This is a genomic window from Erysipelatoclostridium sp. MSK.23.31 (genome assembly GCF_019125875.1).
GTDB classification, from domain to species: domain Bacteria; phylum Bacillota_I; class Bacilli_A; order Erysipelotrichales; family Coprobacillaceae; genus Thomasclavelia; species Thomasclavelia ramosa.
This window is the reverse complement of record NZ_JAHOCB010000004.1, coordinates 101,599-117,523: the sequence shown is the minus strand read 5'-3', so window position 1 is coordinate 117,523 and position 15,925 is coordinate 101,599. Positions and strand designations below refer to the sequence as shown.

The window sequence follows — 15,925 nt, the reverse complement described above, 5'->3', positions numbered from 1 at the left end:
CTACTAGATTTAAATTTTTTGTACTTAAAAAAGCCTCAATTTCATTATCCTGAATTGGAGACTTTCTATTGTTAATCATATTAACTTTTTCTTCAATAATATCTATAGCCATCACTTCATGATGTTGTGCTAATAATGTAGCGATACTTAATCCTACATATCCTGTTCCTGCTACTGCAATTTTCATATTACTCATCTCCAATATAAAATTCTTTATACCATTTCGCGAAACTTCTAAGTCCATATCTTAATGATGTATTTGGTTTAAATCCAAAATCTTGTTCTAATGGAGTAGTGTCTGCATATGTTACTGGTACATCTCCTGGTTGCATTGCAACCAATTCTTTATGTGATTCAAAATCATAATCACTTGGTAGTACTCCGGCACTAATTAATTCTTGCTGTAAAATATATACGAAGTCTAATAAGTTTTCAGGATGGTTATTACCAATGTTATAAACACTATAGGGTGGTACAGGTAAACCATCTTCTCCTATTTTCTTTTCAGGAACATTTTTCATTACTCTTATTATTCCTTCTACTATATCATCAATATAGGTAAAATCTCTTTTACAATTACCATAGTTAAATATCTTAATTGTTTCATTGTTTCTTAGTTTATTTGTAAATCCAAAGTAAGCCATATCTGGTCTTCCGGCTGGTCCATATACTGTAAAGAATCTAAGACCAGTTGAAGGTATATTATATAGTTTACTATAAGCATGTGCCATTAATTCATTACTTTTCTTTGTTGCTGCATATAAGCTTACTGGATTATCTACTTTATCTTCTGTACTATATGGTACTTTTTTATTAGATCCATATACACTTGAACTAGATGCATATACTAGATGTTCTACTTCATTATGTCGACAAGCTTCTAAGATATTATAGAATCCAATTAAGTTAGCTTCTATATAAGCATCAGGATTAGTTATTGAATATCTAACTCCTGCTTGTGCTGCTAGGTTTACTACTACACTTGGTTTATATTCTTCAAAAATATTATTAATTATTTCTTTATCTGCAATACTTCCCTTAAAAAAAGTAAAGGAAGTATTGCTTTGTAATTCCTTTAATCTCCATTCTTTAATAGATACATCATAATAATCATTCATATTATCAATACCTACTACTTTAATGCCATCAAACTCTTTTAATAATCTTTTAGCTAAGTTAGATCCTATAAATCCAGCTACACCTGTTACAAATACTGTTTTATTATTTAACATACCATTAACCTCTAACATTTTTCCTTCGTATTTAATACAAACAAAAATACCAAATAATATATATTAATATTTATAAGTAGATTCACATTGCTTTATATATCTAGTAACTTTAAAGCCCCAAATATATCTATTAATATTCTTATAAATTGAATTTTTACTATTTTTATTTCTGATATATAAATACATGATTCTATATAATTTCTTTTTTGTAACTTTAACAATATCATTTCTATTTGCATTTTCACCGAACCTAATTTCAGTGGGTAGTATACTAATAACATCTACAAAATCAGAACTAGTTTTTATTTTAAACTTTCTTTTACTAAAATGCGCATATAATAACTCTACTTTGTCAGTATCACTGATAGCAAAACACTTTCCATTATTCCATTCTATTATAACCGGTTTACCATGGTATTCAAAAAAAGGATACACTGGTAGAAGATTAGCAATCGGTGCATTATTAAATAGATTAATTGAATTTCTCAAACATTTTGTATACATTCCACCAAACTCGTCAAAATACCATGAATCCGGTGTTTGAAAAACTTCTATATAATTCTTTTCTGGATATGTACCATTATCTTTATATAAATTATTCATTTTAGTTGTATTTTTAAACAATGACAAATGTCCTAATAAAAGAATTCGCTCATTTTTATTTAAAATTTCATCCGTAATAAATTCTCTGATATTGCCAAATACTAAATCCATGTCACAATATCCCCAAAAATCATATTCATTTAAAATGTCCCTAAATATTTCACCATATGCTGGTCTATAGTCACACAATTTATATGGTACTTCTAATGAAACTTCTAATTTAAGCATCATTGATATTTTGTCTTTTAATTCTTGTAAAGTAGTATATATTACATGAATATTTTTTTCATTTTTTATATTCTTAATATCCGTAACTAAATAAAAATCAATTGTTTCATTTTTTATGACTGATTTTTTCCATACGTCATAATAATTAGGCAGACTACCAAAATATGGTATAATTATAGCTATTTTATTCATTTTTTCTCCTCTAATCATGTATAGATTATAATTTATTAATTCCCAAAAACTAGATTATTTGATTGCTCTAGTACTATTAAATTCCTTTAATAATATTTAGATTCTATAAATCCAGCTACACCTGTTACAAATACTTTTTGTTACCCAATACTACATTATCTTCTAATATACGTTATCCTCTTAAAATAAAAAGCCAAAATCTTCTATATGAATTTTCTAATTAAAAAACTATAGTCTAAAAATAACCCGCCTGAAGTTGTATATAAACTTCTAATTAATATGATCATCATTAAAATAAAAAATATAAAAATCAATATACTTTTTTCTTCACGTGTAAATGCTCTAAATATAACTGTACACATTATATAAAAAGCAATCATATAATATTCCATCATTCTTGTGAATATCTCAACATCGATTGACCCAACAACAATTGCTACACATCCACAATAAAATAAAATATCTTTCTTGTCATAATTAATTTTGTCATAGAAAATGTAAAATAAGGTAATAATTACAAATCTGATAATGTAATAAATAAAATTAAAGCCACGAACTGTTTCTCCATTTTCAATAATATATTTACTATACTTGGGTCCTACTAATCTAACAAAATAATTTATACCAGTATTAATTATATTTGAACCTGCAAATAGCAAAAATAGAGATAGTATTATTGTTCCAATGAAAATATATTTTTTATTAATTTTTTGCAATTTTAATAATAAAGGCCATACAATAAAATTAAACATTGACGTAACATGAAATAAAGTAGAAATATATATAGATATGGCAGTTTTCTTTATTCCATCCCAATTATCAACGATTAAGTTCCATATTATTAAATTTGCAATATTTTGTCTAAGTAGTACAAAAGAATTTAAAAAATATCTAAAACAAAAATATGTAAATAAAAATAAGCACTTTTCTTTATATGTCATATCTAAATGACTAATTAATCGTACCAGTAAAATCGTACTTATGAACGTATATAATATTTGATATACTAGATAATTATTTGAAATACTTTTTGATAAGCTATTAACAAATGCAAAACCATTCTCATATCTATAAGATCCTAAATTTTGAAAAAAATCGCCAAGTACAGGTGTATCTCTAAAAAAAGCTTGATAAGAAATCGCATCAGAACCACCTAAATTAATATTTCTAAATGCTGTAAAAGCGAATAAAATAACAATTAAAAATATATAATAACTCCTTCTGTTTTTAACAAAATATCCAAAAAACATTAATGTTGCCATTGAAATATAATAAATCATAGTTTATATTCTCTTCTCCATTTTTTTCTTAAATAAATTCCTACTGGAAAAGCTAGCAAAACATTGATTTTTGTATTTGCTTCTTTAATAATTTCTAAAATTCCTTTTTTTGATAAAAGTCCATACGCAACATATATTGGAGCATATTTTATCTTTCTTTTTATCGAACTCCGTTTTATTAAACATAAATTAGCATATTCCATTCCGCCATTTGGAGATTTTAATCTGACTATTCTACCATTTTTAGTTAGTCCGCCTTCTAAATATTCAGCAACATATATCGCTTTATTTTCACATATCATGTCGTATTTTTGACCTAGTTTTATCCACAATGTACTTTCACCAATATATTTTTCACCATCATACTCTGAAAAAGGATATTCTTTTAGATATTTACTGTAAACTACATCGCATTGATCACCAGTGACAACACCATTTACACGCCATTTTATAAAATTGTACCTCCCATTATTTGGAAATCTATCGCCCATCAAGCTTTCATCTGGATATTTCTTCAAAAAGGTGAAACCGCATATATTTTTTTCATTTTTACTTAAATTATATAAATTATATATATCCTGTATTGCTGTAGTTATTAAATAGTCATCGCTATCCAATATAATTGTCAATTTAGTATCTACAAATGTTGCTCCATAATTTACTGCTCTATGCTTTCCACCATTTGATTTCTTATAATATTTAATTTCAATCTTATTCTCTGTCATCCATTTTGCTACAACTTTTTCAGTATCATCAATACTACCATCATCTATAATTAACCAAATAAACTCCTTATTAGTTTGTTTACATAAAGTCTCATAACATTTATTTAATAGTTTTGCTCTATTGTAAGTAGGAGTTAAAACTGTTAATTCTTTCACTATTTATACCTACCTTCATCATATTTACCCATAACTTGTTTTTTTGAATCTCTAATCCCACGCATCATCATTTTATATTTTTCTCTTTTTCTATCTTCAAATAATGTTATCTTAATGAAGAATTTCCAAAGCGATACTCCAATATATTTCTTTGCGTCTTTTCCGTACTTATTTTCTAAATACTTTTGATTTCTAAACAAGTAGTATGTTCTAACAGGATTAGCATAAGATGGATGAACAGTTTTCCATAATATTTTTTTAGGTTTTGAATTACCAAAATGTTGATTTAAAATAGAATCATGAATTACAATAATACTTTTATTTATTTCATGGATTTTAATACCCAAATCAATATCTAAATGAGCTATGAACATTTTTTCATCAAAGCCACCAATTTCTATAAAACTATTTAAATGCATTAAACTCCCTGATGTCATAGTCCAATTCTTTATAGTATTCTTATCTGTATCAAATTGAATATATGCTTCTTTTTCTTCTAATCCATCATAATATAGTGACCTAACATTAGGAGAAACGATTGCATATTTTTTATCTACATCATTTTTAGCAAAATTCATCATTTTTTGTAGTGCACCACTATCAAAATAGGAATCTTGATCCATTGTTAAAACATATTCATAATCTAATTGCGCCGCTTTCCTGCATCCGACATTTAAAGCTACAGCAAGTCCCTTATTATCATATAGTGGTATATATTGAATTTTTTTCATGTAACTAAAATCTTTGTTTTCAAATAAATTCATATTATCATTAATAGAATTATCGACAATGATTATTTTATCTAGATGATCAATATAACTATCTATATTGCTAATACAAGAATCACTTGGATTAAAAAAAACTACAACTCCACAAATATTCATGTATTACCTCCTTGTCAAAATTTATTTTTATAAATATTCACATAAAACTTGAATAAAAAAGCACTAGATGATTTAATATCATATCCAGTTTTTACTACATCTTCTTTTTTAATAATTTTTCTTTTACTATTCTTTATTTTTTTTAGTTCTTTAATCCATTTGCTCATATCATCCAAACTTATAAATCTAATAATATCTGTAATTTTTACTTCTCTAGGTACATTATCAGAGCATAAAGTTGGTAAAGAAGAAGACTGTGCTTCTATAGCGACAATTCCTAGTCCCTCATATTTTGATGGAAAAATAAATACGTCAAAAGACATCATCAGTTCATTTATATCTGAGCGAGAATCTAAAAAAATTACTTTATCATTTATTTCTAGCTCATCAGCATATTTTTTTATTTCCGATTTTAGTTCACCTTCTCCAACTAAGACTAACTTTGAATTCAGTTCTTCTTTTAAAAATTCATTAAAAAGATTTAATGTAAAATAATGATTCTTTTGTTCATGAAATCTACCAACATTTCCAATTATAAAAAAATCTTCAAACCCTAACTCTTTTCTCTTTAAATCTCTAATATTTTGATTGAATACAAATGCTCCCATATCTATTGCATTTTTCAAAATATAAAATTTATCACTTTTTATAATTTTTTTTCCAAAAAGCCATTCACCTGCCTCGATAGAACACGCAAAATAATAATCTGCAATATACCTCAAGGGAAGTTGAATTAAATTTTTTCCTAAAGCTGATATTCCATTTCCAGATGATGTATTATGACTATGAGCAATGGTGTATCTACCCATGCTTTTAGCAATCTTTAAATAAATAGAAGCGGTACTTCTCATATGACCATGAATTATTTCATATTCTGGATGTTTTATAAAGAAATCTTTAAATTGTTTGATATACTGACATAAATTGTATCCTTTAAATCTTTTTAAAGAATATATTTTTCCACCCATACTTCTTATTTCTTCGTTATAATCACATTCCCTATCTGTATGTATTAAAAAATCAAATTGAACCTTTGATCTGTCTATATTTCTATAGAGATTCATTATCATAGTCTCAGCACCACCACGATCAAGAGAACCAAGAACATGTAAAATCCTAATTTGAAGATTATCTACAACCATACTCATTTGCTTACCTCTGATAAATATGCATCAACAACAATTTGCCTATCAAATTCTTTTTCTACTTTCTTTCTTCCTGCTAATCCCATTTCTTTTCTTTCATCATTAGTTAAAGAAATAAACTTCTCTACAATATCAATTAATGATTGAGTATCCTTTTGTTTGATCATATAGCCATTAACACCATCATCAACTACTTCTCGACATCCACTTCTATCTGTAGTAATGATAGGTCTACCAGAAGCAGAGGATTCAAGTAGTACATTACTTAATCCTTCGGGGTAGTACGTTGGATGAATTGTACAATGTGTATAAGACAAAACATCTCTTACATCCATAATTAATCCATGATATGTAATAATCCCTTTATCCTCATATTCACTTAAAACATCTTGATATTCTTCTTCACAAAACCCACAGATATGGAAATGAGTTTGAGGGTATTTATCTTTTATGTATTTAGCCATTTCTAAATAATAATCAATCCCTTTTTCTTTCATAATTCTAGAAATAAAAACAAACTCTATCTTTTCGTCATTTGGATAATCCAAAACATGAAACTGTTTTAGATTAACTCCTGATCCAGGTAAAAGTTTTAATTTATCTACTGATATATTGTTATCTATAAAGAATTGTTGATTTTCAGTATTTTGTACAAATACAGTTTGTACTTTTCTAAATGCTAATTTATATAATCCAATCATAGCTTTTTGCATTAAACTAGGATTTTCTACTGCACTTCCTAGTCCAGTGATGTTTGCTACTATTGGTACATTACAAAATGAAGCAGCCAATGCCCCATATAAATTAGGTTTAATAGTATATGAAAATATAATTAATGGCTTAATCGTTTTTATAAGTTCTTTATAGTATGCAATTAATTTAAGTTCATCTAATGGATTTTTTCCATGTCTATCTAGTTTCACTTCAATGAATTTACATCCTATTTCTTTTAATAGGTCAATTCTCTTCCCATAAGGAGAAGAAATAATAACTTCATAACCATCTTTTAATAGCCTTTCGACAAGTTCTCTACGAAAGTTATAAATAACAACATCATGATTTACTAAAAATAGTACTCTTTTCATTATTATTCTCCCTCTGTTAACTTAATTGACTCTAATAAGCTATTAACTTGATATTTATCTTTATACATACTCATATCCATATCGTAGTAAGAGTCCCCAAAAGCTTTACTGGATAATTGTCCTACTTTGTTATTCATCTTTATCATCAGCTTAATTACTTGTTTAAATCCAGGAATCGTAATAATATTATGATTTTTTATAGTTGCTATTATTTGTACCATATCTGATGTATTTGTATATTCAGCATTTTGTGGGAAGAATACTCCTGATTCTTCATTATCAATCATTAACTTAATGAATTCACAAAGATTGTCTATATGTAACATCGATCTTTTATTATCAACAATTGGGAATATTGGCAATTTCGTTGCTAGTTTTGCTAATTGTTGATAATTTCCTTTTGATCCTTTTCCATAAATCATTGGTGGTCTTACTACCACAACCTTAAATGACTCATCGTCCATTTCTTGTAGTTTTAAATCAGCTTGTAGTTTACTATCACCATAGAAGTTTTCTGCTTTAGGTTTAGTATCTTTTGTAATATGAGTAGTTTCACAACCACTATAGACAATCATTGAAGACATAAATATAAATTGTTTTACTTCAGCTTCTTTTGCCTTATTTGCTACTTCTAAAGTTAGATCAGTATTTACTTTATAGTATCTTTGTTTAACTTCATCAGATACATTACCAACATCAGCATGAGCTATACCTGCAACATGGAATACTGTATCGTATTTAGAAAAATCATATTCTTTCCAATTAGGATCTAACATATCTAATGTATCAACTTCATATTCATCGTCTGAATTGTTTAACCACTTTTCTACCGATTCTCCAATATAGCTATTAGCACCAGTTATTAAGACTCTCTTTAATGAAAGTTGTTTAACTTCTTTAATTTCTTTTTTATTAATTTGATTATCTTGTAACTGTACTTTACGTTTGACATTTGTATATGCTGTGTAACCTGCATATGATAAAGTAGCTAAAATAAAAAGAACTCCCTTATAAGATTTCCTACCCTTCATTTTATCTTTTTTACAATGTCTGTAGATTAGCCCTAATCCTGTTAGTCCGACTGTTCCTGCAGTTGTTACCACAGCAGCTCCTATCTTTGCTTCTTTTTCTATCTTTTCGGGATCTATAATTTGAATATCGACAGTTTTTTCTAGTTCTCCTGTTCCACCTTCTACTACTCCATCCCCTAATAGTACTGATCCAATAGTAGCTAGAAAACATTTGATATCCATCTTTAATCCCATATCATTAACATAATCACCATCAAACTTAGCTTTAACATCTATTTCTAATTCATCTCTACCATTAATTTGTGCCCACCCAGTTAATCCCGGTCTTACATCATTCGCATGATATTTATCTCGTTCTGAAATCAAGTCATCTTGATTCCATAAAGCTGGTCTAGGACCTATGACGGACATCTTTCCTGTAAAGATATTAAAGATTTGCGGTAATTCATCTAAAGAAGTCTTTCTTAGGAATTTACCTGTTTTAGTAATAAATTGATCTGGATCTTTTAACATATGAGTAGGCATATCTTTAGGTGTATCTGTCCTCATTGTTCTAAACTTATATATTTCAAATAGTTCTTTATTTTTACCAACTCTTTTTTGTTTAAATAGTACTGGCCCAGGAGAATCTAGTTTGATAGCTAAAGCTAATAAGCCTAGTATTGGACTTAGTACAACAATAGCTCCACCACTTAAAACAATATCGACTCCTCTTTTTAGTAGTAGATACTTCTTTTGTTTATCCGTTATCATTTTTTCCTCCATATTTACTCAAACTAAAAAGATGGTTATATTTGAGTACCATCTTCAATAATTCGATTCATTTCAATTTCTTTATTCATCGTTATTAAACAACGACTGCCTATACTTGCATATTTGTTAATTCTTGTATTGGGGCGAATCACTGTTCCTGTATTAACAAGAACATATTCATCGATTTGTGCATCATGATTGATGACAACACCAGAAGTAATAATGCAACAATTACCAATTACCGCATTCGCTTCTATTACGGAGCAGGGGAATAGCACACAACCTGCCCCTATAGATGCATACTTAGACACAACACTTGAAGGATGTTTTAATATAGGTAATGAATAACCAATTTCTTTGGCTTGTAAAAGCAATTTACTTCTAAGTTTGTTATTGCCTATCGCAATATGAATATGAGTGAATTCGGGATAATAAGAACTCATTTCATCAATAGAACCAATTACTTTACAATCATTGATTATTTTATTAATTTGGTTATCATCAAGAAAAGAAATCTTATCAAAAATATCCATATCTCTAGCTATATCAAGACAACATCTCCCATGTCCTCCAGCACCTATGATCAATAATTTTCTCATCCTATCTTTTCCTTTTTATATTTATATGTCGGTACCAGTTCCTGTACCATCGGCCTAATATCTTCAATTTCTTCATAAACTTCTTTTTTAAGATTCTTAAGTTTATCAAAAAGTATCCTCTCATCCAATTCAATTGGTTTACCAATATGAATCATTCTATTCGCAGTCTCTTGTAGTCCTTCTTCTTTCATTAATAGTTCTTCATATAACTTTTCTCCTGGTCTTAAGCCGGTAAATTCTATTTCTATATCTACATCTGGTTCATATCCAGATAGCTTTATTAAATTTCGCGCCATATCAACAATTTTTACTGGTTTACCCATATCAAGAATAAAGATTTCACCACCTTTAGCATATGCGCCTGCTTGTAATACTAGTGACACCGCTTCTGGAATTGTCATAAAATATCTAATAATATCAGGATGCGTTACAGTTACCGGTCCCCCTGCTTTAATTTGTTTTTTAAATAATGGTATTACCGAACCATTTGAACCAAGAACATTTCCAAATCTTACCGCAACATATTCAGTTTGTGATCTTTTATTATATGTTTGAACGATCATTTCACATAACCGTTTTGTTGCTCCCATAATATTGGTCGGATTTACTGCCTTATCAGTCGAAATAAGAATAAAACGCTGTATTTTATATTTATCAGCTGTTTTTACTACATTTAAAGTACCAAATACATTATTTTTAACAGCCTCGTTTGGAGCATCTTCCATCAAAGGAACATGTTTATGTGCAGCCGCATGATAAACAATATCAGGATGATATATTTCAAATATTTTATCAATTCGATCTGCATTTCGTACCGAAGCAATCAAAGTTTCTAAATTAAGATCAGGATAATCATGTTGAAGCTCAAGCTGAATGTTATATGCGTTATTTTCATAGATATCAACAATAACTAATTGTTTTGGATGATTAGCAGCGATTTGCCGGCATAATTCAGAACCTATTGAACCACCGCCCCCTGTTACCATAACAACTTTGTTGGTTACATAACCCATAATATCTTCTAAGCTAACCTCAATTGTATCACGCCCCAATAAATCTTGAACCTCAACATCTTTAAAATCACTGATTTGAAAACCATCATTAATAAACTGATACATCCCTGGCAATCTTTTAATATGACATTTAGTTTCCTTACAAATATTTAAAATATCAGCTAACTCCTTTTTATCAGCTGATGGAATAGCAACAAGAATTTCATCAATTTTATACTTTTTAGCCATTTCAATGATTTTATTACGATTACCAGCGATAGGAATGCCATGAACCGTTAATTTATATTTACTTAGATCGTCATCAATAAAACAAACAACTTCTTTATATACATACTGCGAATTAAAAATTTCATTAAGAACCTTTTCACCTGCCATCCCTGCACCGATAATCATTACTTTTTCCAAGGAGCGTCGCTCTTTATAATTATCACTGCCCTTTTCTGTTCGATATAATCTAGTCATTCGATAAATCAATCTTGTTATCCCTAAAAACATGGTAATCAATAAAAAATATATAAAATAGCAACTTAGCGGTAAACTTTTATCGGCTATTTCAAATAAAAAAACATTAGCAATACTATCAATTACTGCAGCGCTAAGAATATTTTTAAGCTCATTAATTGAAGCAAATTGCCATAAACTACGGTAAAGTTTAAAAAGATAAAAAATCACCAACGAGATAAAAATCTCCAGTCCCATTAAATTCTTTAATATATTAAAATAATAGCTTGGAATTTCTCCATTAAACCTAAGAAATAGCGCTAAAAAACTTGCTAGAATAATGCAAATTAAATCAATTAAAATTAAAATAATTCTTCTTACACTAAACTTTCTCATTGCCCCTCCTTAATAATAGTAATAATTATTGTATTTATCCTTTTCAACTTCTACTTGACTTAATACAGTTCCAAGGATATTGACATTATTCTTTTGTAAGATTTCGATTGAAGCCTTAGCATCTTTACGACCAGTTAGTTGTGATGAGCAAACAAAAACCGTTCCATCAACCACATTACCAATCGGAATAGCATCACTAACTAACATAACTGGTGGACAATCAATAACTATAAAATCATACAGCTTCATCAGCTCATTAATAAACTCTTCAAAGATATCACTACTAATTAACTCACTAGGATTTGGTACCTTGATGCCAGCAGTTAGTACTGATAACTTTCCCTCAAATGATTCATCTTCAATAAATTGAAAATATTTTGAACTAATTTTTTTAGTTTCACCATATTCGATCAAAGCGTTAGTTAATCCTCGTGAGTTCGATAGTTTTAAATAATGATGTTGGGTCGGTCTTCTTAAATCAGCATCAATCAATAAGACATTTGCATATTTCGTTGCATATATCATCACTAAGTTTAAAGCCGTAGTGCTCTTTCCTTCATTACTAATTGAAGATGTGATATTAATTGCTTTAACATTTTTTCCTACTGCTGAATATTCAATATTAGTCCTAATGTTACGATATACTTCTTGATAATCAACATGATTATTTTTGTTACTTTTATCAATAATTTTATGTGTACTTTTTACGGCCTTTTTTCTCTTTCTTCCTAACATTTTCTCTCTCCTTTGAAAACTATTCACCAGTCATCATACAGCTTTAATAAATTGGCAGTTCTACCAGCTGTTAAACATATGACCAGGGAAGTAAATTAGACTATCACAAAATAATTTTGATTTATTTTACAGAGACAAGATGTGTTGTTTCTATATTTTCTAGTACTATTCATGAAAATCTAATTATATATATTTATCACTAGAACAAATAAACTATCATACTTGGTATTTTAAACATTCAACTAATCTGTGATAATAACATAAGCCAAAAAATATCACAGCAATTCATACTAAGTATTATTTTATTTTCTAGAACTGCCCTAACAAAAAAAGCTCTGGGCATCATTACCTAGAGCTTTGCTAATACATATCATTTTACATCTATCAAATCTAGAATATATCGATATAGATATATTCATTCAATCATTCATCTATATACAAATACTAGCCGTATTAGCATATTACAAATTACTTATAATAACGCGACATAGCGACGATCACTAAAAGTAATTATTTTTAAAATAAAAAAGCCCCATGTCTGTCTATGAGCTTTTGCCTATAATTTCAAGGCCCACCTGGACCATTGTAATTTGATCAAATAATTTAACTTCGATATAAGCAACTCGCTTATGTCTATCAATCTTTTTGATCATTCCTTCATATCCCACTAAGGGACCACTAATAATATTGATTTTATCACCCTCAATATAACCTTGAGAAAGATCAACAATATGTTTTTCTTTTCCAAATTTCAAAAGAAAAATTGCTTCTTCTTTTAAAATCGGACAAATAAATTCACCATCATTACCTAAAACCTTCGTTAAATCAGGAATAAGCTTCAACTTATTAAATAGTTCATCAATATGATCACTAATCATAAATACATAGCCTTTAAATAAAACTTCATCAACTTCTTTCCAAGTTCCTTGATATTTTTTTAATCTAATACATTTTGGAATAAAACATTCTTCTAAAATATCCCTTGAAATAAGCTTTTCACAAGTATTCTTGATTTTTTCCTCTTTACCAGTTCTGACTTGAATCACATACCAATTTTCATACATGCCATTCCTCCATTTGGGTATGCTTCGCCAGTCCACATAAAAATGCAGACTGGCCTTTAGCATATTACAAATTAGCCATGGCAACGCGACATAGCGACGATTACCACGATTAATCATTTTTAAATATTTACAGTTTTACTAACTTGAACTTGTTCATTAACTTGAACATGTGAATCTTTCTTTATTTCTGGTGTCTTTCTTCTCTTTGGAGTAATACCATATTGGTAAGTTGGCACAAGTTCCTTAATCAATGAACGAATATCATCTGTTTCTCCATATGCAGCTTCTTTTAAATTTATTAATCTTTCAACAAATGTATCCTCATTCATCTCAATCGGTTTTCCAATGTGAATCATATGATTAGGAGTATCTTGAAGCCCCTCCTCTTCCATAAGTAATTCTTCATATAACTTTTCTCCTGGTCTTAATCCAGTATACTCGATTTTTATATCAACATCCGGTTCATAACCAGATAATTTAATTAAATTTTTTGCCATATCAGCTATTCTTACTGGCTCACCCATATCTAAAATAAAAATTTCACCACCCTTAGCATAGGCACCTGCTTGAAGAACTAACGATACTGCTTCAGGGATTGTCATAAAATAACGAATTATATCAGGATGAGTTACTGTTACAGGTCCACCTTCTTTAATTTGTCTTTTAAATATTGGAATTACCGAGCCATTCGAACCTAGAACATTGCCAAATCTTACAGCAACGTATTCAGTTTGTGATCTTTTATTGTAAGTTTGAACAATCATTTCACATAACCTTTTTGTAGCACCCATCACATTAGTTGGATTGACTGCTTTATCAGTCGAAATCAAAATAAATTTTTGTGCATTATATTTATCTGCAGCTCGAGCAACATTTAATGTTCCAAAAACATTATTTTTTATTGCCTCATTCGGCGAATCTTCCATCAAAGGAACGTGTTTATGTGCAGCCGCATGATAAACAATATCAGGATGATAAATCTCAAATAATTTATTGACCTTGACTTCATTTCTTACAGAAGCAATTAAAGTCTCTAAATTAAGTTCTGGATAATTATGCTTTAATTCTAATTGAATATCATAAGCATTATTTTCATAAATATCTACAATTATTAATTGTTTTGGTTTATTTGCAGCAATTTGACGGCATAATTCACTACCGATTGATCCGCCCCCACCTGCTACCATAACAACTTTATCGGTTACATAGCCCATAATATCAGCTAAATTAACTTTTATTGGATCACGTCCTAATAAATCTTGAATCTCAACCTCTTTTAAATCAGAAATATGAACATCTTCATTAATAAACTGATATATTCCAGGCAACTTTTTTAACTTACATTTTGTTTCTTTACATATATTAAAGATATCGATTAAATCTCTTTTACTTGCTGAAGGCATCGCTACCATAATTTCTTCTATCTTATATTTATTTACAGCTTCAATGATCTTATCACGACCACCATATATTGAAACCCCATGAATTGTTCGATTCCATTTACTTGGCTCATCATCAATAAAACAAATAACTTCTTTATAGATACTCTTTGAACCTAAAATCTCCTTATAAACTTTTTCCCCAGCAACTCCGGCACCAATAATCATTACTTTTTCTAAAGGTCGTTGCTCTTTTCTTCCCCTTATATTATGACACGCCGCATATAACCTAATAAAACGATAAATAAATCGACTTCCCCCAACCATCAATACTAATAATAAAAAGTAAATAAAATAACAACTTCTTGGTAATGGATTTCCAGTCAATTCACATATTAAGATATTTGCTATGGCACTCATAATCGACGCAAATATAATATTTTTTAGTTCAATTATCGATGCAAACTGCCATAAACTATGATATAGACGAAAAGTAATAAAGATTGCTAATCCAATTAATATCATTGAACCAATCAATATATTTACTCTATGTAGATACTGAGACTCAATAGGTCCATTGAATCTCAATAATAAAGATCCATATGCAGCAATTATAATGCTAATAACATCAAAACTAACTAAAAATATTCGTCTAATATTCAGTTGCGTCTTTTCTCCCAATCTTTTCATTCTGTTCTATCTCCCTTCTAGAAACTCAGAAAAGTAACTACTTATCATTTCTCGATTTTCTAAAATCATTTAACATTCTATTTTTAAGCATGATAAAAGATTCTATCAAATATACAAGGCAATTATGATTAATTTAAGACAATAAATCAAGTGATTTTCCATATTTTCTCTATTTTATTACAATTACCGACAATATCCATCATAAATTTAATCTTATTTTCATTCTTTTTTTTAAATTTATAAAATAACAACTCTGTCACACATTCTATTTTAACATTTTTCTACAATAAATAT

13 protein-coding genes and 1 pseudogene are annotated in these 15,925 nt (G+C 28.6%); all 14 read right to left on the bottom strand.

Annotated elements, in window-relative coordinates:
• A pseudogene (locus KSU54_RS03705) lies at window positions 1-187 on the bottom strand (UDP-glucose 6-dehydrogenase); the annotation flags it as partial.
• A 1-nt stretch (window position 188) separates the two neighbouring features.
• Window positions 189-1,232, bottom strand: a complete 1,044-nt coding sequence (locus KSU54_RS03700; RefSeq protein ID WP_226814641.1) for an NAD-dependent epimerase/dehydratase family protein — start codon at window positions 1,230-1,232, stop codon at window positions 189-191.
• A 63-nt stretch (window positions 1,233-1,295) separates the two neighbouring features.
• Window positions 1,296-2,255, bottom strand: a complete 960-nt coding sequence (locus KSU54_RS03695) for a DUF6625 family protein (protein ID WP_117792111.1) — start codon at window positions 2,253-2,255, stop codon at window positions 1,296-1,298.
• 203 nt (window positions 2,256-2,458) lie between these two features.
• Entirely contained in the window at window positions 2,459-3,535 is a 1,077-nt protein-coding gene (locus tag KSU54_RS03690) for an EpsG family protein (protein ID WP_117792113.1), read from the bottom strand.
• Window positions 3,532-4,416 carry a glycosyltransferase family A protein gene (locus KSU54_RS03685; RefSeq protein ID WP_167309591.1) on the bottom strand — a complete coding sequence of 295 codons (885 nt, stop codon included), beginning with the start codon at window positions 4,414-4,416 and terminating at the stop codon, window positions 3,532-3,534. Before KSU54_RS03685 ends, KSU54_RS03690 begins: the two co-directional genes overlap by 4 nt.
• Window positions 4,416-5,300, bottom strand: coding sequence for a glycosyltransferase (locus KSU54_RS03680; RefSeq protein WP_117792116.1), 885 nt, complete (start codon window positions 5,298-5,300; stop codon window positions 4,416-4,418). The genes KSU54_RS03685 and KSU54_RS03680 overlap by 1 nt, the downstream gene beginning before the upstream one ends.
• Window positions 5,301-5,314: 14 nt before the next feature.
• Complete coding sequence (locus tag KSU54_RS03675; protein ID WP_117792118.1) at window positions 5,315-6,448, bottom strand: glycosyltransferase family 1 protein; 1,134 nt, start codon at window positions 6,446-6,448, stop codon at window positions 5,315-5,317.
• Entirely contained in the window at window positions 6,445-7,530 is a 1,086-nt protein-coding gene (locus KSU54_RS03670; RefSeq protein ID WP_117792120.1) for a glycosyltransferase family 4 protein, read from the bottom strand. Before KSU54_RS03670 ends, KSU54_RS03675 begins: the two co-directional genes overlap by 4 nt.
• A gap of 2 nt (window positions 7,531-7,532) precedes the next feature.
• Window positions 7,533-9,314, bottom strand: a complete 1,782-nt coding sequence (locus tag KSU54_RS19115; RefSeq protein WP_117792122.1) for a sugar transferase — start codon at window positions 9,312-9,314, stop codon at window positions 7,533-7,535.
• A 35-nt stretch (window positions 9,315-9,349) separates the two neighbouring features.
• Window positions 9,350-9,913, bottom strand: coding sequence for a PglD-related sugar-binding protein (locus KSU54_RS03660; protein ID WP_117792124.1), 564 nt, complete (start codon window positions 9,911-9,913; stop codon window positions 9,350-9,352).
• A complete protein-coding gene (locus KSU54_RS03655) occupies window positions 9,910-11,763 on the bottom strand; it encodes a polysaccharide biosynthesis protein (RefSeq protein WP_117792126.1) in 1,854 nt (617 codons plus the stop codon). Before KSU54_RS03655 ends, KSU54_RS03660 begins: the two co-directional genes overlap by 4 nt.
• Before the next feature lie 9 nt (window positions 11,764-11,772).
• Entirely contained in the window at window positions 11,773-12,498 is a 726-nt protein-coding gene (locus KSU54_RS03650; protein WP_217749032.1) for a CpsD/CapB family tyrosine-protein kinase, read from the bottom strand.
• 542 nt (window positions 12,499-13,040) lie between these two features.
• Window positions 13,041-13,562, bottom strand: a complete 522-nt coding sequence (gene loaP, locus KSU54_RS03645) for an antiterminator LoaP (protein ID WP_009009214.1) — start codon at window positions 13,560-13,562, stop codon at window positions 13,041-13,043.
• 119 nt (window positions 13,563-13,681) lie between these two features.
• Entirely contained in the window at window positions 13,682-15,631 is a 1,950-nt protein-coding gene (locus KSU54_RS03640) for a polysaccharide biosynthesis protein (RefSeq protein ID WP_217746737.1), read from the bottom strand.
• Window positions 15,632-15,925 lie beyond the last annotated feature (294 nt).